The organism is Nocardiopsis sp. NPDC057823 (assembly GCF_042797335.1).
GTDB lineage: Bacteria > Actinomycetota > Actinomycetes > Streptosporangiales > Streptosporangiaceae > Nocardiopsis > Nocardiopsis changdeensis.
The window spans coordinates 107,690-128,001 of record NZ_JBHVLR010000016.1; the positions used below are offsets into that span (position 1 = coordinate 107,690).

Annotated in this window: 18 protein-coding genes; 9 read left to right on the forward strand and 9 right to left on the reverse strand. The window is 75.9% G+C overall.

All coding sequences use genetic code 11. From position 1 onward, the window contains the following. Window positions 1–44 precede the first annotated feature (44 nt). A complete protein-coding gene (locus ACFVNO_RS23420; protein ID WP_355268895.1) occupies window positions 45–896 on the forward strand; it encodes a helix-turn-helix transcriptional regulator in 852 nt (283 codons plus the stop codon). Window positions 897–916: 20 nt separating this feature from the next. Here the strand turns inward: ACFVNO_RS23420 and ACFVNO_RS23425 are convergent, their stop codons facing one another. Together ACFVNO_RS23425 and ACFVNO_RS23430 are read right to left on the reverse strand one after the other, a co-directional pair. After that, window positions 917–1,969, reverse strand: coding sequence for a serine hydrolase domain-containing protein (locus tag ACFVNO_RS23425; protein ID WP_378895702.1), 1,053 nt, complete (start codon window positions 1,967–1,969; stop codon window positions 917–919). Further along, the gene (locus ACFVNO_RS23430; RefSeq protein ID WP_220561207.1) at window positions 1,966–2,514 is read right to left on the reverse strand and encodes a PadR family transcriptional regulator; all 549 of its coding nucleotides are present in this window, start codon (window positions 2,512–2,514) and stop codon (window positions 1,966–1,968) included. The genes ACFVNO_RS23425 and ACFVNO_RS23430 overlap by 4 nt, the downstream gene beginning before the upstream one ends. A gap of 252 nt (window positions 2,515–2,766) precedes the next feature. Between ACFVNO_RS23430 and ACFVNO_RS23435 the strand changes: the two genes are divergently transcribed. Next, window positions 2,767–3,213, forward strand: a complete 447-nt coding sequence (locus tag ACFVNO_RS23435) for a hypothetical protein (RefSeq protein ID WP_220561209.1) — start codon at window positions 2,767–2,769, stop codon at window positions 3,211–3,213. Window positions 3,214–3,285: 72 nt separating this feature from the next. Here the strand turns inward: ACFVNO_RS23435 and ACFVNO_RS23440 are convergent, their stop codons facing one another. Beyond that, entirely contained in the window at window positions 3,286–6,078 is a 2,793-nt protein-coding gene (locus ACFVNO_RS23440; protein ID WP_378895704.1) for an ATP-binding protein, read from the reverse strand. Between the two features lie 91 nt (window positions 6,079–6,169). Here ACFVNO_RS23440 and ACFVNO_RS23445 point away from each other — a divergent pair, with 91 nt between their 5' ends. Both ACFVNO_RS23445 and ACFVNO_RS23450 read left to right on the forward strand, forming a co-directional pair. Further along, entirely contained in the window at window positions 6,170–7,003 is an 834-nt protein-coding gene (locus ACFVNO_RS23445) for a metalloregulator ArsR/SmtB family transcription factor (RefSeq protein WP_355268901.1), read from the forward strand. Next, window positions 7,000–7,599 carry a dihydrofolate reductase family protein gene (locus ACFVNO_RS23450; RefSeq protein WP_378895706.1) on the forward strand — a complete coding sequence of 200 codons (600 nt, stop codon included), beginning with the start codon at window positions 7,000–7,002 and terminating at the stop codon, window positions 7,597–7,599. Before ACFVNO_RS23445 ends, ACFVNO_RS23450 begins: the two co-directional genes overlap by 4 nt. Before the next feature lie 67 nt (window positions 7,600–7,666). Here ACFVNO_RS23450 and ACFVNO_RS23455 read toward each other — a convergent pair whose 3' ends face one another. Further along, window positions 7,667–8,092, reverse strand: coding sequence for a hypothetical protein (locus ACFVNO_RS23455; RefSeq protein ID WP_355268905.1), 426 nt, complete (start codon window positions 8,090–8,092; stop codon window positions 7,667–7,669). Window positions 8,093–8,345: 253 nt separating this feature from the next. On the opposite strand from ACFVNO_RS23455, the gene ACFVNO_RS23460 reads away from it, so the two are divergent. Both ACFVNO_RS23460 and ACFVNO_RS23465 read left to right on the forward strand, forming a co-directional pair. Continuing rightward, a complete protein-coding gene (locus ACFVNO_RS23460) occupies window positions 8,346–8,717 on the forward strand; it encodes a YciI family protein (protein ID WP_378895708.1) in 372 nt (123 codons plus the stop codon). Beyond that, complete coding sequence (locus ACFVNO_RS23465; RefSeq protein ID WP_378895710.1) at window positions 8,714–9,949, forward strand: RNA polymerase sigma factor; 1,236 nt, start codon at window positions 8,714–8,716, stop codon at window positions 9,947–9,949. The genes ACFVNO_RS23460 and ACFVNO_RS23465 overlap by 4 nt, the downstream gene beginning before the upstream one ends. 11 nt (window positions 9,950–9,960) lie before the next feature. On the opposite strand, the gene ACFVNO_RS23470 is transcribed toward ACFVNO_RS23465, so the two are convergent. Further along, a complete protein-coding gene (locus tag ACFVNO_RS23470) occupies window positions 9,961–10,371 on the reverse strand; it encodes a RidA family protein (protein WP_355268911.1) in 411 nt (136 codons plus the stop codon). An 82-nt stretch (window positions 10,372–10,453) separates the two neighbouring features. Between ACFVNO_RS23470 and ACFVNO_RS23475 the strand changes: the two genes are divergently transcribed. After that, window positions 10,454–10,831 (forward strand): helix-turn-helix domain-containing protein, encoded by a 378-nt coding sequence (locus tag ACFVNO_RS23475; protein ID WP_355268913.1) that lies wholly within the window; start codon window positions 10,454–10,456, stop codon window positions 10,829–10,831. 256 nt (window positions 10,832–11,087) lie between these two features. Further along, complete coding sequence (locus ACFVNO_RS23480; protein ID WP_220561230.1) at window positions 11,088–11,474, forward strand: DoxX family protein; 387 nt, start codon at window positions 11,088–11,090, stop codon at window positions 11,472–11,474. A 64-nt stretch (window positions 11,475–11,538) separates the two neighbouring features. Here the strand turns inward: ACFVNO_RS23480 and ACFVNO_RS23485 are convergent, their stop codons facing one another. From ACFVNO_RS23485 to ACFVNO_RS23495, 3 genes are all read right to left on the reverse strand, one after another. Continuing rightward, on the reverse strand, window positions 11,539–12,012 hold the full coding sequence (locus ACFVNO_RS23485; RefSeq protein ID WP_378895712.1) for a hypothetical protein: 474 nt from the start codon (window positions 12,010–12,012) through the stop codon (window positions 11,539–11,541). A gap of 182 nt (window positions 12,013–12,194) precedes the next feature. Next, entirely contained in the window at window positions 12,195–13,793 is a 1,599-nt protein-coding gene (locus ACFVNO_RS23490; protein ID WP_355268917.1) for an OmpA family protein, read from the reverse strand. Between the two features lie 93 nt (window positions 13,794–13,886). Further along, window positions 13,887–16,799 (reverse strand): AAA family ATPase, encoded by a 2,913-nt coding sequence (locus tag ACFVNO_RS23495; RefSeq protein WP_378895713.1) that lies wholly within the window; start codon window positions 16,797–16,799, stop codon window positions 13,887–13,889. Window positions 16,800–17,025: 226 nt separating this feature from the next. On the opposite strand from ACFVNO_RS23495, the gene ACFVNO_RS23500 reads away from it, so the two are divergent. After that, window positions 17,026–17,514, forward strand: a complete 489-nt coding sequence (locus ACFVNO_RS23500) for a DUF1772 domain-containing protein (RefSeq protein ID WP_220561241.1) — start codon at window positions 17,026–17,028, stop codon at window positions 17,512–17,514. Between the two features lie 10 nt (window positions 17,515–17,524). Here the strand turns inward: ACFVNO_RS23500 and ACFVNO_RS23505 are convergent, their stop codons facing one another. After that, window positions 17,525–20,131 (reverse strand): hypothetical protein, encoded by a 2,607-nt coding sequence (locus tag ACFVNO_RS23505; protein ID WP_378895714.1) that lies wholly within the window; start codon window positions 20,129–20,131, stop codon window positions 17,525–17,527. Between the last annotated feature and the right edge of the window lie 181 nt (window positions 20,132–20,312).

Sequence of the window (20,312 nt, forward strand, 5' to 3'; positions counted from 1 at the left end):
CGGCGGTACCTGGATCGGCCCCGCCGCCCGGGCACACTGGGAGGGTGGACAGACGAGAGCTGGCCGGCTTCCTGCGCGGCAGACGCGAGCGCATCACCCCCGCCGACGTGGGCCTGCCCGCCGGTCCGCGGCGCCGCACCCCGGGGCTGCGCCGCGAGGAGGTGGCGCAGCTGGCGTTCATCTCCACCGAGTACTACACGCGGCTGGAGCAGGCGCGCGGCCCGCACCCCTCCCGCGAGGTGCTCGCCGGGCTGGCCCGGGCGCTGCGCCTGTCGGACGCCGAACGCGACCACCTCTACTACCTCGCCGGCTCCCCGCCCGGACCGCCGGCCGGCCCCTCCCGCGAGGTGCGCCCGAGCATCCTGCGCCTGCTGGGCAAACTGCCGGGCGCCGCGGCGGTCGTGCTGTCGGCGACCTACGAGGTCATCGCCTGGAACGACCTGGCGGCCGCCCTGATGGGGGACTTCTCCGCCCTGTCCCGCGAGGACCGCAACCTCGTGCGGCAGGTCTTCCTCGCCCCGCCGGGATCGGACCGGCGGCGGTACCGGCTGTCGGACCTGGCGGCGTTCTCCCGGATCGCGGCCCGGGACCTGCGCGTCACCGCCGCCCGCTACCCCGACGACCCCGAGGTGGCGGCCCTGGTGGGCGACCTCCTCGCGGGCAGCGCGGAGTTCGCCCGGCTGTGGGCCGCCCACGACGTGGGCCCGGCCCCCGCCCTGCGCAAGACCATCGAGCACCCGCTGGTGGGGCCGGTCACCCTGGACTGCGACGTCCTGGACGTCGCCGACCGGGACCAGCGGGTCGTCATCTACACGGCCGAGCCCGGCTCCCCGTCGGAGGGCGCCCTGCGCCTGCTCTCGGTGGTCGGCACCCAGCGGCTGGACACCCCCGGCTGAACCGGGCCCCGGGCCGCCCCTCAGAGCCGGGCGACGAGCTGCGCGACCAGGCCGTGCACCAGGGAGCGCGGCTCCATCTGGTTGACGGTGGCGGCCACGTACAGGTCCCGTCCGGGCAGGTGGTAGAGGGCGTTGCCGAAGGCGCCGGAGTGGCCGACCATCGTCGGGACCGGCGCGAACGGCGACAGCACGCGGGGCACCCGGAACCGCATGATCCCGGTCCCGTAGTCGATGGGGGTCAGGCGTGAGAAGACCGGGTTCCAGCGCGCGGTCATCTCGGCCAGGTAGTGCTCCGGGAACAGCCGGCCGCCGGTGAACGCCCGCAGGAACCGCAGCTGGTCGGAGACGGTGGAGACCACCGCGCCGTCGGGCGGGAACGAGGCGATCGCGCGGGGGATGCGCAGGGCCCGGCGGCGGTGCAGGAGCGGGGCGGCCTCGCCGTAGCGGTCCAGGGTGTCCGGGGTGAGCATCCAGGTGTCGCGCAGGCCCAGCGGGCCGGTGATCCGGGTGCGCAGGGCCTCCTCCTGGCTCCCGGAGGTGACGGTCTCGATGATGCGCCCGACCAGCTGGTAGTTGGTGTCGCTGTAGTACGCCCGGCCCGGAGTGGAGGGGGCGAACGGGCTCGGCAGGCGGCGGGCCATGTCGATGAGCTCGTCGGCGGTCCAGGCGGCGTCGGCGCGCAGGACGTCGTCCAGGAAGGTGGTGCCGTCGGGGCGCTTCTGTTCGAAGTAGTCGGGGATGCCGGAGGTCTGCGACAGCAGCTCGCGCACCGTGATGCGCGGTCCGTGGTCGCGCCCGCCGTGGGTGTTGAGGCCGCGCATCGTGTCCGCGCCGATCAGGTCGGCGGCGGGGGTGTCCAGGGTCAGCGCGCCCTCGTCGCGCAGCTGCATGACGACCGCGACGGTGTACAGCTTGGTGATGCTGGCGATGAAGTAGGGGCGCTCGGTGTCGCCGTGGCTCCAGGAGAACCCGGTGGAGGGCTGCTCGATCGCGGCGGCGAAGGCCGACACGGTGGGTCTGGCGGCGTAGCGGGCGGCGATCCGGTGCAGCCGGGCGGCGGGGGGCGGGCTCATGGGGTGATCCGTTCGAGTCGTTGTTCGGTGGCGTCGAGCCAGGCGAGTTCGGCCCGGGCGTGGGCGATGCCGTTGTCGAGGGCGGCCAGGCGCAGCTGGTAGCCCAGCGCGGAGACGCCCTCGGGCAGGTCGGCGGGGTCGGGGGTCTCCACGGCCTCCAGTTCGGCCAGTTCCGCGGCGATCTCCCGGCGGCGGGCGTCCAGGAGCGCGCGGACGTCCTCGGGCGGCAGGCGGTCGGCGAAGAACACCCGGGCCAGGAAGGCGTCGCGGGTGGGCGGGGTCTTGAGGGGCGAGGCGAGCCAGCGGTCGAGCTCGGCCAGTCCTGCCTCGGTGACGGTGTGGGGGTGCAGGGTGGGGCGGCCCTCCTGGACGACGGTGCCGCGGGACGCCAGCCCCTCCTCCACCAGGGCGGAGAGGGTCCGGTAGATCTGCGACTGGTCGGCGGTCCAGAAGTGGCCGACGCTGCCGTCGACGGCCTTCTTGAGGTCGTAGCCGCTCATGGGTCGGATGGACAGGATGCCGAGGATGGCGTGCCGCAATGACATGGATAGAGGATAGCGCACATATGTGCATGGTCCCATAGGTGCGCGGTCCTCTATCGTCTCCGCCGGCCGCCGGGCCGAGGGCGCCCCGCCCGGTGCGGCGCCGCCCGCCCCGGCAGGACCACCGGGACCGCGATCCGTGGTGGTCTCCGTGGCCACCACGGAGGCGCCCCTGACCCGTGCCGGGGCAGGATGGTGGTCACAAGGGGCCGGGACGACCCGGCCGGGCACCATCCACGACGACGGGGAGCGACCATGGCCGACAAGGGAACGTACGAGGGGTTCACCGCCGAGGAGCGGGCGGCGATGAAGGAGCACGCCCAGGAGCAGAAGAAGGCGTCGCGGCGGGCCTCGCGCGAGGAGAAGGCCGCCGAGGCGGTGCGGGACGTGCTCGCCAAGATCGCCGAGATGCCCGACGAGGACCGGGTCCTGGCCGAGCGCGTGCACGCGATCGTCACCCGCGAGGCGCCCTCGCTGGCGCCCAAGACGTGGTACGGGATGCCCGCCTACGCGCTGGACGGCAAGGTCGTCTGCTTCTTCCAGAGCGCGGCCAAGTTCAAGGCGCGCTACGCCACGCTGGGGTTCAACGACCCGGCCCTGCTGGACGAGGGGCCGATGTGGGCGACCGCGTTCGCCCTGGTGGAGGTCACCGACGAGGTCGAGAAGCGGATCGCCGACCTGGTGCGCCGGGCGGCGGGCTGAGGCCCTCCCCCGCCGGGGCCGCCTCCGCGGGGGCCGCGGAGGCCCTCGCGGAGGCGGCCCCGGACGGGCCGCTCAGGTCCCCGGGACCAGGCCCAGGGCGGTGAACGCGGCCTCGCCCGCCGCCCGGTGCCCGCCCCCGGCGAGCACCAGGGTGCGGGCCGCCTGGTAGCGGCAGCCCGCCGCCTCGAACGCCGCCGCGATGGCCGGCAGCCCCGGCGCGTCGCCGTCCAGGAGCGCCCGCGCCCGCTCCACCTGGGCGGTGGCCACCGGGTTCCCGGCCACCACCGCCCGGGCCGCGTCGACCAGCTCCCGGGCGTCGGCGCGCCCGGCGAGCACCGCCGCCTCCGCCCGCAGCGCCGTGTACCAGTGCAGCCACACCCAGCACACCCACTTCCACACCCGCTCCGGCTCGGGGGCGACACGCTCCAGGGCGCTGTCGGCGTCCCCGTGGTGGAGCAGGAGCAGGGCGTCGAAGACCGCCCCGTAGCCCAGGCGGTGGTCGTCCCCGGGCCCCGCCCGGTCGATGACCTCCAGCCACTCGGCCCGGGCGTCGGGGTCCCCGCGCAGGCCGTGGACCATCGCCACCGCCGCCGCGGCCGGACCCAGGGAGCGCGTCCGCAGCCGGCCGCTGCGCTGCCAGGCCTCCCTGAACCTCTCGGCGCCCGCGAGCACCCCCTCGACCTCGCCCGCGAACGCGTCGGCGACCAGGAGCCAGGAGGCGGCGTGGTGCCCCGCCTCGGACAGCAGCGGGTGGTCGGCCATCCGCCGGCCCCACCGGCGGGCCCGGGGCAGGTCGCCGACGCCGATCGCGGTCGCCGCGGCCATGGCCAGGGCGTCCATCAGCTCGTGCGTGGCGGCGGGCGAGGGCGGGACGCGGTCCAGGATCTCGATCCGGCGCCGGGCCGCCTCCGCGGAGGCGAAGGAGTCCCCGGTCCAGCACTGGGCGCCGGAGAGCGCGTCCAGGGCGGCGGACTCGGCCACCGGGTCCCCCGCCTCGCGGGCGAGGTCGACGGCGTGCCGGGCGCTGGCCACCGTCTCCGAGGCCGGATTGTCCGGATCCCCCTGGAGCGCCCCGAAGGCGTCCGCGACCACCGCGGCCTCGGCCAGGGCGAGCGCCGCCCGCGAGGCCGGGGAGTCGTCGGCCAGATCGCGGGCGCGCGCGAGCGCCTCCTTGACCTCCTCGGCGGGGGGCAGCTGCGCGAAGGACGTGGAGAAGCGGTACGCGATCACGGCCGAGTCGGCCAGGTCCCGTGCCGCCGCCGGGCCGTCGCCGGCGCGTTCCGCGGCCACGGCGGCCCAGCGGTGCAGGCGGTAGGAGTCGCCGTCCAGCCCGCGGCACCCGGCCACCGCGGCGGCGCTGCGCAGCGCCGCGACCGCGGGGCCGTCCCGGTCGGCGAGCCCGGCCGCCTGCACGTACCGCTGCTGGGCCTCGCCGAGCAGGGTGCGGGTGAAGGCCAGGCCGCCCATGGACAGGGCGAGCCGGTGGGCCCCGGCGCGGTGTTCGGGCCGTTCAGCGGTGGCGGTGAGGGCGGCGCGCAGGTCCTCGGCGACGGCGTCGAACCGGGTGCGCCAGCCGGCTCCCCCGCCGCCCTCCAGCTCGGCGGCGCGGGCCAGGCACCAGCGCAGGTGGCGGGCGCGCACCTCGTCCTGCTCGCCGGCCCCGGCCAGGTGCTCGGCCCCGTACTGGCGGATGGTCTCCAGGGCGTGGTAGCGGGTCCCGGTCGAGGAGGGGGCGACCGAGAGCAGGCTCTGCTCGGCGAGCCTGCCCAGCCCGTCGACCACCGCGGCCCCGTCCAGGGGCGCGAACCCGGCGATCTCGGCGGCCGCCTCGGGGGTGAACGGCGCCACGAACACCGAGACCCGGCGCAGCAGGGCCCGGTCCTCCGGTTCCAGCAGTCCGTGGCTCCAGTCCAGCACCGCGCGCACCGACCGGTGCCGGTCGTCGGCGCGGGGGCCGCCGGTGAGCACGCGCAGCTGGTCGGCGAGCCCGGCCATGAGGCCGTCCGGGCCCAGCGTGGACCACCGGGCCGCCGCGAGCTCGATGGCCAGCGCCATGCCCCCGAGCCGTTCGCAGACGGCCGCGACCTCCTCGCCCACCGACGTCCCCGGCGGCGGGCCGACCGCCGCGGCGCGCTCCAGGAACAGGGCCGCCGCCTCGGAGTCCTCGCCGCCCTCCAGCGACAGCGGCGGGAGCGGGAAGGTGCGCTCGAAGGGCACCAGCAGCCGGGCGCGGCTGGTGACCAGCACGTGCAGCAGCGGGCAGGCGGTGAGCAGCCGCTCCAGGAACGGGGCGACGCCCTCGCGCACGTGCTCGCAGTTGTCCAGGACCAGCAGGGCCCGGCGGTCGGCCAGGGCCTGCGACACCGCCTCGTCGAAGTCGCCGCCGGGGCGCTCGCCCACGCCGACCGCCGCGGCCACGGCCGCCCCCACCCGCCCGGGCTCGGTGAGCGGGACCAGGTCGGCGAACCACACCCCGTCGGGGAAGTCGTCGGCGGCCTGCGCGGCCACCGCCAGGGCCAGGCGGGTCTTGCCCACCCCGCCGGCGCCGACCACGGTCACCAGGCGGTGCCCGCGGACCGCCTCGGCCAGGTCGCGGCGCTCCCCCACCCGGCCGACGAACGTCGTCAGCGGCGCGGGCAGGGCCGGAGCCGACCGGTCCCGCCCCCCGCCGCGGGAGCGCTCGGCAGCGGCGCGGGCGAGCGCCCGGCGGTCGGGCATTCCGAGCTTGCGCAGCAGGGAGGAGACGTGCGACTCGACGGTGCGCACGGAGATGAACAGCCGTGCGGCGATTTCCGCGTTGCTGAGGTGCCCGCCGAGCAGGTCGAGCACTTCGGCCTCACGGGCCGAGATTTCGGGGGTGGTCACCGGGACATTATCGGGCCGGGCCGATCGGGCTCCGGCACCCGAACCAGAGCATTCCTTGACAGGAATATTCTCTGTAGTGAATACTCGGGTCATGCACGAACGACTGGAGGCGCTGGGCGAGCCCGCCCGGCTGCGCATCGCCCGCATCCTGGCGGAGCGCCCGCTGTCGGTGGGCCTGGTCGCCGAACGCGCCGGACTGCGCCAACCGCAGGCGACCAAACACCTGCAACGCCTGGAGCGGGCGGGCCTGGTGACCTCCCACCGCACCGGCAACCGGCGCATCTACGCCCTGGAGCCCGGCCCGCTCCGCGAGTTGGCCGGCCTCCTGGACGGGCTGGCCGGGCAGGCACGCGAGCACCGCGGGTCCTTCGACGCCTACACCGCGTCGCTGGCCGCCGAGACGCGCGCCGCCGACCGGGAGCGCTGGGCCGACGAGCGGAGCTTCGCCTTCACACGCGTACTGGACGCGCCGCGGGAGACCGTGTGGCGCCACCTCACCGAGCCCGACCTGCTCGCCCGCTGGTGGACGCCGGACGACCTGGCCGTCACCGAGGCCGCCCTGGAGGCGCGGCCCGGCGGCCGGGCGGTGCTGGCCTACCGCGACGCCGCCGACACCTCCGGCGCGGACGGTGTCGTGGGCCGCGCCGAGGGGGTGGTGGACGAGGCCGTCCCGGGCGAGCGGATCGCCTTCCGGCTCTCCCCGCTGCTGCCCGGGGGCGGCGTCGCGTTCACCGGCCACTACGGGTTCGCGCTCGAGGACGCCGGGGACGCGACCCGGCTCCGCGTGCGGCTGCGGATCACCGACAGCACCGTCGCCTCCGCCGACTTCGTCGCCGGCATCGGCCTGGGCTGGGACCAGGCCCTGGACCGGCTCGCCGCCACCGTCGGCGGCACCCCTTCCGACACTCCGAGGAGCACGAAATGACCGGCCACGCCGACCGCAGGGTCATCGCGAACATGAACCTCTCCCTCGACGGGAGGTACTGCGGGCCCGGCGGCCCGCAGGACCACGCCTGGGTGGTGCCGTACGCCGTCACCGACGTCGCCCGCGACCACCTCACGGACCTGTGGCGGACCGCCACCACGGCGCTGATGGGGCGGGTCAACGCCGAGGGGTTCCTGGGCTACTGGCCGCCGGTGGCCCACGACGAGACGGCCGACCCCCGCGACCGGGGGTTCGCCGCCTGGCTGGCCGAGACCGAGAAGGTGGTCCTGTCCCGGACCCTGGACGCCTCCCCGTGGGAGGGCGCGCGGATCGAGAACGCCCCCGCCGCCGAGGTGGTCGACGGGCTCAAGGCACAGGAGGGCGGGGACATCCTCGTGCCGTGCAGCGCCAGCCTGATCAGGCCGCTGCTCGCCGCCGACCGGGTCGACCGGCTGGCGCTGATGATCGTCCCCGAGTTCATCGGCGGCGGCCCGCGCCTGTTCGAGGACGGCCTGCCCGCCGAGAAGTGGGCCCTGGCCTCCCACGCCGCGGGCGAGCACGGGACGGTCACCCTGGTCTACGACCGCCTGCGCTGAGGGCCGCGCCGCACGGCCCGGGGCCCGCGCCGTGCGGTGCGGGCCCCGGGCGCGACGGTCCCCGGCCTCAGATCCGGGTCATGGTGGAGTCGTAGCCGCCCCCGCCGGGGTAGACCCACGCGCCGGTGACGGTGGAGCCGTCCGCGGAGAACTCCCCCGTGAAGTAGGCGGGGCCGCCCCGGACGCCTCCCCAGATGGTCAGGGTGTCGCCGACCAGTTCGTAGACGTAGTCCAGGGTGTTGCCCCGGGAGTCGTAGAACCGGGACACCACGTCGGAGCCGACCGGCTCCCCGAACGGGTGCAGGTTGCCGATGACCTCCATGCCGGTGACCGGCTCGCCGAACTGGGTGAGCTCCACGTGCTGGAGCAGGAAGAACCCGCCCTCCATCCACTCGTACCGCACGGTGCCCTCGGCGCCGCCGGTCACCGCCCAGGTGCCGACGAGCCGGCCCAGGGCCGTGACCGCTTCGCTCGGCCGGGTGTTCTCGTTCATGCCGTCCTCCTCGATCGGGGTTGCACCGACACCTCGCGGCGGGCACGCGCCTTCCGACAGGTTTTCAATGTGATCCAGATCACTCTTTTTGGGTGTCGGAGTCCCGGCGCCGGCTCCGAGGTACCGGAGAGGAACCGCCGGGAAGGACCCGCGGGCGCCGTCGCCGCCACCCGATGACCGCGGTGGCGCGGCGGCCGCACCGACCGGCCCGGACGGTTACCGTGCTCACACCGCCACCGGAAACGAGGACACCGTGAAATACCTACTCCTGGGCTACACCCCGGCCGCGGCCTGGGACGCCGCGACCGCCGACACGCCCTCGCAGGACGCGCTCGACGCGTTCGCCGCCTACCAGCGGCTCGAAAAAGAACTGCTCAACACCGGCGAGCTCGTCTCGACCGAAGGGCTGGGCCACCCCGCCGTCAGCACCACAGTCCGCCGCTCACCCGAGGGGGTGGTCGCCACCGACGGGCCCTTCGCCGAGCTCAAGGAGGTCCTGGCCAGTTTCGCCGTGATCGACGTGTCCGGCCACGAGCGCGCCGTCGAGATCGCCTCCCGGATCGTGGAGGCGCTCGGGGAACCCGTGGAGATCCGGCCGATCATGGGTGAGGACTTCGCCGCGTGAACCCCGAGACCGAGCACCTGCTGCGCACCGAGGCGCCGCAGGTGCTCGGCGCCCTGGTGCGCCGCTTCGGCCGCTTCGACCTCGCCGAGGACGCGGTGCAGGAGGCCCTGCTGGCCGCGAGCCGGACCTGGCCCGAGGAGGGGGTCCCCCGCGAACCCCGCTCCTGGCTCATCCGGGTCGGCTACCGCCGCATGGTCGACCTCCTGCGCTCCGACCAGGCCAGGCGCCTGCGCGAGCAGCGGGCGGCCGAGTCGGTCCTGCTCGACCCCGGCCGGTCCGCGCCCCCGGCGCCGGCGGCCGACGACAGCCTCACCCTGCTCCTGCTGTGCTGCCACCCGGTGCTGGGCCCGGCGGACCGGGCGGCCCTGACCCTGCGCGCCGTCGGCGGCCTGACCACGGCCGAGATCGCCCACGCCCACGGCACGACCGAGGCGACCATGGGCACGCGCATCAGCCGCGCCAAACAGCGCCTGGCCCGCGCGGGCGCCCGGTTCACCCCGCCGACCGACGAGGACCTGGAGCAGCGCCTGGCCTCCGTGATGCGGGTGCTCTACCTCGTCTTCAACGAGGGGTACACCGCCACGACCGGGGGATCGCTGGCCCGCACGGACCTGTCCGCAGAGGCGATCCGGCTGGCCCGCATGCTCCGCGACCTGCGCCCCGACGACGGCGAGGCGGCCGGACTCCTGGCCCTGATGCTGCTCACCGAGGCGCGGCGGCCCGCCCGCACCGGGCACGACGACGAACTCCTGACCCTGGACGATCAGGACCGGACGCTGTGGGACCGCGCACTGATCGACGAGGGGACGGAGCTGCTCGACGCCGCCTGGGACCCGCACGAGACCGGGCCGTACCGGTTGCAGGCGGCCATCGCGGCCGTGCACGCCGCCGCCCCGGCCCCGGAACAGACCGACTGGACCCGGATCGCGGTGCTGTACCTGTGGCTGGAGCGCCTCTCCCCCAGCGCCCCGGTACGGCTGGCCCGGGTGGTGGCGGTCGCCCGCGCCTACGGCGCGCAGCGGGGGCTGGCCCTGCTCGCGGACCTGGACCGGCGCCACGGACTGGCCGAGGACCCGCTGACGCGGCGCAGGCACCCGGCGGTGCGGGCCCACCTGCTGGAGGAGACCGGGGACGCGGCTGGCGCCGTCGCCGCCTACCGCGCCGCGGCCGCCCTGGCGGTCAACCCGGTCGAGGAGAAGTACCTCCTGGACCGGGCCGCCCGCCTCGCCTGAACCCCGGGGGGTCAGTCCAGCAGGGCCGTGGCCTCGACCTCGACCAGCACGTCGGGCTCGAAGAGGTGGTCCACGCCGATGAGCGAGGCCGGGGGCATCGGCCGCGGCAGGCCCAGTTCAGCCGACACCTCCTCCACACCCTCCATGAAGGCGCCGATCTTCTCGGGCTCCCAGTCGGTGACGTAGAAGGTCAGGCGCAGGACGTCGGCGAAGGTCGCCCCCGCCCCGGCCAGGCCGGCGGCGGTGTTGCGCAGGGCATGGGCGACCTGCCCGGCCAGGTCCCCGGGGGCCGACGGGGAGCCGTCGGCGGCGCGGGCGATCTGGCCGCTGACGTGCACGTGCCGGGTACCGGTCCCGACGGCGACGTGGTGGTAGGGGACGGGCTGCATCATGCCCTCGGGGGTGAAGCGGCGGACGGCCATGGCGGTCTCCTCGTGACGGGTGCCGAAGTGGTTTACCCTTGGTACCTGGTAGCCGAAAGAAACTTCAACGAGACCAGGTGTCATGCCGGAAACCTCCCCGCGGGCCCACGACGCCCTGGAGATCACCGCACCCCACCGCGAACTCCTGGACCAGGTCCTGGACAAGTGGTCGCTGGAGGTGCTCGCCGTGCTGTGCGAGAGCCCCTCCCGGTTCAACGGGCTGCGCCGCGCGATCCCCGCCGTCACCCAGAAGTCGCTCACCGCCACCCTGCGCCGCCTGGAGCGCAACGGCATCGTGGAACGGGAGGTGGTCGCCACCCGGCCCGTCGCCGTGGAGTACCGGATCACGCCCCTGGGCAAGACGATGCGGGAACCGGTGGACGTGCTGCTCGCCTGGATCCGGGACCACACCCCCGAGATCGAACGGGCCCGCGACCGCTTCGACGCCGCCGACACCTGACCCCGGCGGCCGGAACCCCTGCGCCGACGGACCTCGCGCACGCGGCGGCCCACCGCATCCTCCACTCCGAGCCCGACCTGCCCGGCCGCCCGTCCCCCGACCGCGCCCTGGAGACGCCGGCCGCCGCCGTCCTGCTCGCGGTGCGCTCGCCGACCGGGGAGAAGGGGGCGGGCTGAGCCGCGCCGCCGCCGGGGCCCTGTCACATTCGGCCGGGGACCGGTGTCCACAGGGGTGAGAACGAACGAGGAGGACCCCTGTGGACATCGCGCTGTGGATCGTCGCCGGACTGCTGGCCGCCGCCTACTTCTTCGGCGGCGGCGGCAAGATCCTCATCCCCAAGGAGAAGATCCTCGCGACCGGGGCCGCCGCGCAGTGGGTCGAGGACGTCCGCCCCGGCACGGTGAAGGCCATCGGCGCCCTGGAGGTGCTGGGAGCGCTGGGCCTGATCCTGCCGCCGCTGCTGGGCATCGCCCCGGTGCTGGCGCCGCTGGCCGCCATCGGCCTGGCCCTGATCATGGTCGGCGCGGCGATCACGCGCATCCGCCGCCGCGAGTTCAAGCTGATGGCGGTCGACCTGGTCTACCTCGCCCTGAACTGCTTCGTGGCGTGGGGCCGCCTCGTCGCCGAGCCCTTCACCGGCTGAGGCACGGGCGCCGGCCCCGTAGAGTGCTCGGGGCCGCGGGGTGGGGGTCCTCGGACGCTGACGGCTACCGGTCGCGGCCGCCGTTGTACTGGACGCCGATCACGTCGCGGCCCGCCGTGGCCCCGGACTGGTCGATGCGGTCCCCCCGGACGGTGTCGCCGACGCCGCCGACGTCGCGGGCCTGCACCACCACACCGCCCGAGACACCGCCGTCGACGGTGTTCGCCGTCCCCTCCGGGGCGGGCGCGTCCAGCCTCCGCAGCAGGTCCCCGAGCCGCTCCGCCGCCCCCGGGTCCGCCTCCAGCAGCCGCCGCAGCTTGGGCCGCCACTCCCCCGCCGCCTCCGGCGCCAGGTCGGGCCGGGCGGCCACCTCGGCGCGGGAGCGCTGCAGCTCCGCAGCGGCCACGTGGCTCGCCCTGGCGAAGAGCTCCGCGTAGCCCTCCAGGGTGAGCCGCCACTGCGGGGCCTCGTCACCGGCCATGGACCGGATCAGGGCGTCGGTGGCCCGGGCGACCAGCCGGGAGGTGTCCTCGTGCACGGTGGCTGCACCCGCTTCCTCGGGTCGGGAGTGCGTCGGGGCCACGTTAACCCGCCGGGAGGTGCTTTTGCGGGGAAGCGTCCGCTCTGCGGCGGGCCGCGTCGGCCCGGACCGCGGCGGCGCCCGGGTCGAACGCGTGCCGGGCCGTGGGGCGCCGGGGTGCGGCCCGCCACCGCGCCCTCCTACCGGATGGGCACGTCGGGGAACTCCCCGAAGGCGCCCGCGTGCAGGGTCATCGACTCCACCTCCGGCCCCGGCGCCGGGAACACCGCCAGGGCCAGGTACTCGTCCCCCGGCGACAGGGTCAGGACCTCGTCCGCGAAGTCCTCGTAGCCGTCCTCGGTGACCAGGCGCACCACGTACCGGGTCGTCCCGCCCGGCTCCAGCAGGCGGAACCCGCCCAGGGTGCCCTCGGTGACCCGGTCCGGCCCGCCCGCCTCCTCCCCGGCGGCGCCCAGGTCGGCCTCCAGGTCCGCCAGGGTCGAGTTCCCCAGGCCCACCATCTGGAACAGGTACGCGCCGTCGCGCACCAGCGGGTACACGTTGAGCTCGACGTCCCCGTGCTCGGCGGCGGCCACCGGTTCCAGCTCCTCGAAGAACACCGCCGGCCCGGCCACGTGCCGGGCCGCGGACTCCAGCCCCCCGTCCCCGCCCGCCGCGGCGGCGTCGGGCACCGTGAAGACGAACTCCACCCGCCGGTTGCGGGCCCGCGCCTGCTCGTCGTCCGCGCCGCCCTCCTCGGCGACCGGGTCCCGGGAGCCGCGCCCCTGCGCCGTGAGCGTGAAGCCCTCCCCCAGCTCCTCGGCCAGCAGGTCGCGCACGGCCTCCGCGCGGCGCAGCGACAGCTCGTCGTTGTGGGCCTGCGAGCCGCTGCCGTCGGTGTGGCCGACCACGGTGACCTCGCCCGACCCCGGGTTCTCCCGCAGGGTCAGGGCGGTGCGCCGGATGGTCTCGGCCGCCTCGGCGGTGGGCTCGGCGGCGTCCACGTCGAACATCCGGTCGGCGTGCAGGGAGATGGTCTCGGTGTCCCCCGACCGGGTGGTGGACGACTCCGGGGTGTCCACGAAGCTCTCGATGCCCTGGCGGAACCGGGACACGTCCATCCCCGGCTCGGGCACCTTCTCCGGGTAGTGCAGCTCCTCGGGCAGCTCCTCGGCGGTCCTCTCGGCGTACTCGTTGAAGTAGTCGTGGATGTCGGGCTCGGGCGAGGGGGTGAACTCGTCCACGTACTCCACCGGCAGCCCCGGCACGTGCCCCAGCCCCGAACCGGTGAAGGTCAGGTGCTCCACGTCCCGGGAGGGCGCCGGGAAGTACCGCCGGAAGGTGGTGGGGACGCCCTCGTGGACGGGGGTGATGTCGGAGCCCTCGTTGAAGTAGGTGCCCAGCGACAGGTCGGTCCCGGGGTCCTTGATGGCGCTCAGGACCTCGCCGGTGACCGGGTCGAGCAGGCGGAGGGGGGCGGTGCGGTCGGTGGCCGTGCCGCCGGTGCGCAGGGGCTCCAGGAAGTCGTGGTCGACCTCGAGCATGAGGTACTCGCCGTTGTGCTGGAGCCTGCGGAAGGTGACCTCCAGCATGACGTCGCTGCCACCCTCCAGGAACATGCGCCCCTGGCGGGTCAGGGGCAGATCGCGGTGGGCCGGGGCGGCCTCCGGCGAGGCCGAGGGGGCCGGATCGCCGGCGTCCCCGCCCCCCGCGCCCAGGCCGGGGACGATGCCGCAGGAGGTCAGCAGCAGGCTCAACGCCAGGGCGGCGCAGGTCGTCGCGGGCACTCGTGCGGTCATCGGGCGCGGTCTCCTCGGGGGGTCGGCACCGCCGTGCCGGATCCGGGGAGCGCGGGTCGCGGGTCTGGGGGCGGGGAGGGCGGTGCGGGGTGCTCAGTCGGGGGGAGGGGTCAGGTCGCGGCGCGACCGCAGCCCGAGTTTGGACAGGGCGTTGGCCACGTGCGTCTCCACAGTACGCGGGGACAGGTGCAGCAGCGCGGCGATCTCCCGGTTGGTGCGGCCGCGCGCGGCCAGGTCGGCGATCTCCCCCTCGCGCGGGGAGAGCCTGCGGTCGTGGTGGGGCCGGGCCGGGGCGGCGGCGGGGGTGACGCCGTGGGAGCGCATCAGGCGGCGGACCCGGGCTGCGTCCCAGGTCGCGCCCAGCCCCGCGTACTCCTTCAGGGCGGCGCGCAGGGCGGCCACCCCCGGTTCGGCGCCCTCACCGCGGGGGCGGGCGAAGTGGACGCGGGCACAGGCCTCGCGCACCTGGGCGGCGTCGTAGGGGCGGGGCATGGCGCGGTAGGCGTCCTCGGCCTCGGCGTACAGCAGCAGGGCCCGGTCGTGGTGGCCGCGGTGGCCGGCCAGGGCCGCCTCCAAGCGCAGCAGGCAGGTGGCGGCGGCCGGGGCGTCGGTGTCGCGCAGCCCCGCGCGCAGGCGGGTGCACAGGTCGCGGGCGACGGCGCCGCGACCGCACTCCACCAGGGCCTCCATACCGGGGAGCAGGTCCGCGGCCCACACCCAGATGCCCTTGGCCGCGATGAGGGAGACCAGGTCCTCCACATGCTCCCAGGCACGGGCCGGCTCGCCCTGGGCGGTGGCCATGCGGGCCAGCAGCCCGGCGGCGAAGGCCCGCACCGGAACGGTGTAGTCGGGCGGGGCCTCCTGCCCGCCGCCCCGCGCCGGACCGTCCGGGGCCTCCAGGGCCTCCGCAGCGCCGCCGGGCCCGGGGCGGATACGGACCAGCAGGGTGCGGGCCAGCCCGGGGTCGCCCTGGGCCAGGGCCAGGGCGGCGCGCAGCAGCCCGAGCTCGGCGGTGACCGAGTGCAGGTGGGCCAGGCGGGGCGATTCGCGGTGGCGGTCGACCTCCTCGGCCAGGCCCTGCCAGCGGCCGCGCGCCCAGTCCAGGGTCAGGCGCAGCGCGCGCACGCTCTCGTGGATGTAGGGGGCGTCGTCGGCGCCCGACCACGCGGCCGCGTCGTCGAGGTGGCCGTCGGCGCGCTCGTAGTGGCCGAGCATGACGGCGGCGTCGGCGAGGTTGAGCGAGCCCCGGGCGAACTCGCGGCGGCGGGCCAGGGTGTCGGGGGTGGGCGGGTCGTGGGGTGTGCCCGGGGCGGGCAGCTCCACCTTCCAGGCGGCGGGGTCGCCGACCTGGGCGAGCAGGGTGGCGTGGTTGACGGCCACGGTGTGGGCGACGGTGGTGTCGTGGCTGCTGTGGGCGGCGGCCAGGGCCTGGTCCATCCAGCGGCGGTGGGTGTCGACGGAGTCGGGGGTGCTGCGGGGCACGGCCAGCGCGCACATGGCGCGGGCGGCCAGGTCGGGGCGTTCGGCGAGCTCGGCGGCGGCACGGACCAGCTCGCCGCGGGCGCTGCGGTTCTGGGCGGCCTGGTTGAGCAGCAGCAGGCCCAGTTCCATGCGCAGTTCGCCGCGCTCGGCGGCGGGCAGGCCGGGGGTGGCCAGGACCTCGCGCAGCCGGGCGATCGCGTGCTCGGCGGAGATACCGGTCAGGGCGGCCCGGCCGAGCTTGAGGGCCAGGTCGCGGCGGCGCCGCGAGGGCAGGTCGGGGCGGGTCAGGGCATCGCGCAGCAGGACCACCGCCGTGCTGTCCTCACCCTGCTCCAGGGCATGGTCGGCGGCGCGTTCGGCGTGGTCGGTCCACTCCTCCAGCAGCCCCGCCTCGCGGGCGTGGCGGGCCAGCCGGGCGTGGGGCGGCTCCGCCGACAGGGCCAGGGCGGCCAGGGCGACGCGGTGCAGGCGGCGGCGCTTGCCGTGCGGCAGGGACGCGTGGCAGACCTGGGCGAGCAGCGGGGTGGCGGGGGCCAGGGTGGCCGGGGCGGTGGGGGTGAGCAGGCCGCTGCGGCAGGCGCGGGACAGGGCCCTGTCGGCACGGGCGGGGGTGAGCTCGGCGACGTGGGCGATCAGGGGCTCGGTGGCGGGACCGCCCAGGACACAGGCGGCGCGCACCAGCCGGCGGGCGTCCCCGTCCAGGGCGTGCAGGCGGTCCAGGAGCCAGTCGCGCAGGGAGGGCGGCACGGGCGGCCGGTCGGGGATCCGCGGCCGGGGGTCGGAGCCGTCCCCGGAGGCGGCCAGGCCGTACAGGGTCTCCACCGCGGCCAGGGGCAGCCCGCCGGTCCAGGCGTGCAGGCGGCGGGCGTCCTCCAGGGTGGGCGCACCGCCGGGGAGGGCGTGCTCGGCCAGGGCGAGCAGGTCGTGGGGGGTGAGGGGGCCCAGGGTCAGCTCCCGGTGGCCGGTGCCGGGGGGAGTGCGGGCGGCCAGGGCGGCCACCGGGAAGGAACGGGGCAGGTCCTCGGGCCGGTAGGTGAGGACCAGGCCCAGGTGGGCGGGCAGCCGGGGGGTGAGGTAGGCGAGCAGGTCGCGGGTGTCCGGGTCGGCCCAGTGGACGTCCTCCAGGACCAGGACGGTGGGCTCCAGCGCGTCGAGGAGCTCGGTGAGGGCGCGGTAGAGGCGGTGGCTGCCCGACGCCGGGTCGGCGGCCGGCTCCGGGGCCGGGGGGAGGCGGTCGGCGTGTTCGGGGAGCAGGGCGCGCAGGGCTCCGCACAGGGGGCTGAGCCCGCCGGGGACGGGGACCCGGCGCAGGGCTTCGATGAGCGGCGCGAAGGGGAACGGTTCGGCGCCCGGCGAGCAGTGTCCGGCCAGGACCGCCGTCCCGGGCGGGTCGTGCAGTTCCCGGACCAGGCGGGTCTTGCCGGTTCCGGCGGCGCCCGCCAGGAGGGTCACGGTCCCGGGGGTGGCCGCCGCGCGCAGTAGCCGTCGTTCCCGCTCGCGCCCCACGAGCGGGGAGGAGCACATTACCCGACGGTATAGCGATACGACCTTCCGGAAAAGAGGGATAATGGTGACATTCCGTGGTCATATTCATGTAACCACGGAGAAAGTATTCATGTTCGGCCGGGTGTGCGGCGCATTCCGCCGATTCTTACAGGCCTTGAGGACATGGCCGCGACGGTGGCACCGGGCGTACAATCCGCCCAGATACTGCGGGCTTCACGAAAAAAGAGCATGGGGTGGCCGGTTGTTGGCGGGCATGGTGTACGCGGTGGTGCCGGTGTTGTCCGTGGTGTTGACGGGATTGTTCGCCGGCCTGTTCTTCGCCTTCTCCATCGCGGTGATGCCGGGGCTGGGCCGGGCGGGCGACCGGTCCATGGTCGAGGCGATGCAGGGCATCAACGTCGCCATCCTCAACCCGTTCTTCGCGGTGGTGTTCATCGGCGCCCCCGTGGTCCTGCTGGGGCAGACGGTCCTGCACTGGGCCGCGGGCCACACGTCCTCGGCCTGGTGGGCCGGGGCGGCCCTGGCCCTGCTGGTCCTGGTGCTGGTGGTGACGTTCGCCGTGAACGTGCCGCGCAACAACGCCCTGGACCGGGCCGGGTCGGCGGAGCGGCTGGCCGACCCGGCCGCGGTGCGCGGCGACTTCGAGGCGGTGTGGGTGCGCTGGAACCACCTGCGCACCCTGGCCTCCGCCGCGGCCCTGCTGTGCACGGCCCTGGCCGTGACCACCGGCTGACCCGGGGCGCTCAGGCGCCGGCGCCCCCGGCGGCGGGAGCGCCGGTGAGCGCGGCGCGGTCGGCGCGGACGCGCTCCACCAGCTTCTCGCGTCGGACCCCCAGCTCGGCGGTGGCGGCCACCACGCGGACCACACCCTCCCGGACCTCCTCGCGCACCACCCCGGGCAGGTGCTCGTCCAGGGCCTTGAGCACACCCGCGGCCCCCTCGGCCGGGTGGGCGTCGACCAGCGCCCGGGCGGTGTCCGGCTCCACGCCGCGCAGCGCGGCGGAGGAGCCGGGGTCGCGGGGCCGCAGGAAGTGCCAGAACCCGACGGGCGGGTAGAACGGCAGGCCTCCACGCCCGGAGCCGGGCGACGTGCGCACCTCCCACTGGAGGGTGTCGTCCTCGACCGCGAGGGCGAAGGCCTCGTTCAGGTCGCTGTGACGGGGCCCCCAGGTGACGACGAGGTCGACCCCGGTGCCGGGGAACCGCAGGATCCCCATGGGCCCGCCGGTGGCGCCCCGCACCAGGTGGCGGGCCCGGCGGCCGTCGGCCCCCTCCAGGACGTGCTCCCCCGTCCCGCCGTGGTGGTCCTCGACCGCGGCCCGCAACCCGCTGAGCCCGTCCTTGTGGCCAAGCGGCGAGTCCACCCCCTCGGGCAGGCGGACCAGGGACAGGTGCTCCGAATCCCAGCGCATCCCCTCACCGGGGCCTCCCGAGAAGAACCCGGGCAGGGACGTCCTCTGCTCGACCCCCGCGCCGGTCAGCACATGCCAGGTGTACCGCTCGAAGTAATCGTGGTGGACCCAGACGGCCGTGCCGTCGCTCATCTGCCGCATGACGCTGTGCTGTGACGGACTCGGCGCGAACCGGTACCCCGAGCGCTCGCCCTCGTCGCGGAGGGACTGCTGCTCGGACCAGTTCACGATGTCCGGGTCCGCGGAGGGGGCCGGGACGAACGTGTCGCCGGGCCGGTCGGACCAGTACGCGCGCCCGGACACCGCGACGAGGAAGCGGCCGTCCAGATAGCGCACCACCGGGGTCTCGCCCCTCCCGGCCGAGAACCCGATCGAGTCCCGGCGGCCGGTGTGGTCCACGGCGATCGCACGGTCGGCGCCCACCAGGGTGAGGACCGGCCAGGAGGGGCACAGCCGCCGCACCCCGCCCGGCCCGCCGAGCTCGGCGACGGCCTCGTCGAAGGCGGGCCAGCCCAGTTCCTCGGGCAGGCCGCCGTGCAGGGCGCGCAGCAGCGGGCGCAGCGGGTCGACCGCGGCCAGCTCGTCCTCGATCCCCTCCAGCGCCGCGACCGCGGCGCCGTCGAGCAGGTCGTCCAGCTCCCCCAGCGCGAAGCGGGCCTCGGGCAGCCCCGCCCGCCCGACCCGGGAGACGCACCCCTCGGCCCGGGCGCGCACCACCGGGACCGCCTCGGGCACCCCGGGGTAGAACCCGATCGCGCTGCGCACGCCGGGCGGCGCGCCGGTGTAGTGGCGGTGCAGGCGGGAGATCTGGAGCTCCGCGCGCGGCCCCAGCACGGGGTGCGCGAGCAGGCAGCCCAGGTGCGGAGAGTCCTTGATGTAGGAGAACTCCATCGTGCGCGGCGGGATCAGGACCGGGATCCCGTGGGCCAGGCAGGCCGCGAGCAGCATGCCGTCGAGATTGCCGTGGCCCGAGCCGGAGGTCCAGGTGTCCAGGGGCCGGCCCTCCGCCCGCAACCGCGGGGCCAGGCGCGGCAGGAGCGCGTACAGCTCCTGCGGCATGCGCTGCACGATGACCCCGTCACCGGAGGCGACGAACAGGTGCAGGCGGACGAAGCGCTGGAGCCAGCCCGCCACCCCCGCCTCGGGGGTCACCTCGCCGCGGACCAGGGCGTCGACCGCCCCGGAGGCGTCGAGCATGCGCAGCCACGTACCGCCGTCGTTCTTGGCGTAGCGCCCCGGGGGGAACAGCTCCCAGAACGCCGCCAGGTGCCCGGCGGGCGGCGGGGTCCGGGCGAACACCCCGGCCGCCCCCGTGAACAGGGCGGAGGGGACCGCGGTCCCGCGGGAGGCGGCGAGCACCCCGGCCAGCGCCCGGGACTGCTCCTGCTCCCCCACCCCGGCGGCCTTCGCGGTCTTGGCCAGCAGGGTGTGGGTGCCCGCCGCCGGTGCGCTGCCGCCCGCGGCGCGGGCGGTGATCAGCCCGGTCAGGGCGGGGTAGGCGCGCTCGGGGGGCAGGGTCTGCGTGATCCACGTCTGGAAGGCGCGCACCTCCTTGGCGGGCAGGACACCGCTGCGGGCCACGAAGAGGGTGTGGGAGGCGTGGTGGTCGGGGTCCACGGGCAGGCCGTGGTCGGCCTCGGCCCGGCGGGCCCGGGCGTGGGCGCGGGGCGCCGCCCACCGGCACTTGTCCCCGCCCTGCAACAGCAGCGCCTGGGTGACACCGTCCCAGAACCAGGGACGCAGTTCCGGGGGCAGGTCCTCGGCCCGGCGGTCCATGAACCGGAGGAACCGGTCGGCCTTGTGAACGGCCGCCGGGAGCTCCCCGTGCATGTCCTGCTGGGCCTTCTCGGCGGCGGGCAGGTCGGCGGGGCGGTTCTCGCGCGTCCAGTCGACCAGCAGGGACACCCGGTCGCGGGAGGTGGGGAGGGCGAAGGTCATGCCCGCATGCTGGCACGGCCCGGTGACAGCCGGTGTCCCGGGCCCCGCTCCGCGCCCTCCCGTCCCGGGGGAGGGCACGGCCCCGTCCGGGACGACGGGGCCGTGCGCGCCGCCCGCCGCCCGGAGAGGGGAGGTGAGGGAGGGCGTCCGGGCTGCGGGCGGCGGCCTTTCAGCGCACCGG

What these genes read in the sequence shown, in the direction of transcription:
- ACFVNO_RS23425 (WP_378895702.1), bottom strand. Translation starts at nt 1,969, where the DNA reads ATGAGCCCGCCCCCCGCCGCCCGGCTGCACCGGATCGCCGCCCGCTAC.
- ACFVNO_RS23430 (WP_220561207.1), bottom strand. Translation starts at nt 2,514, where the DNA reads ATGTCATTGCGGCACGCCATCCTCGGCATCCTGTCCATCCGACCCATG.
- ACFVNO_RS23435 (WP_220561209.1), top strand. Translation starts at nt 2,767, where the DNA reads ATGGCCGACAAGGGAACGTACGAGGGGTTCACCGCCGAGGAGCGGGCG.
- ACFVNO_RS23445 (WP_355268901.1), top strand. Translation starts at nt 6,170, where the DNA reads ATGCACGAACGACTGGAGGCGCTGGGCGAGCCCGCCCGGCTGCGCATC.
- ACFVNO_RS23450 (WP_378895706.1), top strand. Translation starts at nt 7,000, where the DNA reads ATGACCGGCCACGCCGACCGCAGGGTCATCGCGAACATGAACCTCTCC.
- ACFVNO_RS23455 (WP_355268905.1), bottom strand. Translation starts at nt 8,092, where the DNA reads ATGAACGAGAACACCCGGCCGAGCGAAGCGGTCACGGCCCTGGGCCGG.
- ACFVNO_RS23470 (WP_355268911.1), bottom strand. Translation starts at nt 10,371, where the DNA reads ATGGCCGTCCGCCGCTTCACCCCCGAGGGCATGATGCAGCCCGTCCCC.
- ACFVNO_RS23475 (WP_355268913.1), top strand. Translation starts at nt 10,454, where the DNA reads ATGCCGGAAACCTCCCCGCGGGCCCACGACGCCCTGGAGATCACCGCA.
- ACFVNO_RS23490 (WP_355268917.1), bottom strand. Translation starts at nt 13,793, where the DNA reads ATGACCGCACGAGTGCCCGCGACGACCTGCGCCGCCCTGGCGTTGAGC.
- ACFVNO_RS23495 (WP_378895713.1), bottom strand. Translation starts at nt 16,799, where the DNA reads ATGTGCTCCTCCCCGCTCGTGGGGCGCGAGCGGGAACGACGGCTACTG.
- ACFVNO_RS23505 (WP_378895714.1), bottom strand. Translation starts at nt 20,131, where the DNA reads ATGACCTTCGCCCTCCCCACCTCCCGCGACCGGGTGTCCCTGCTGGTC.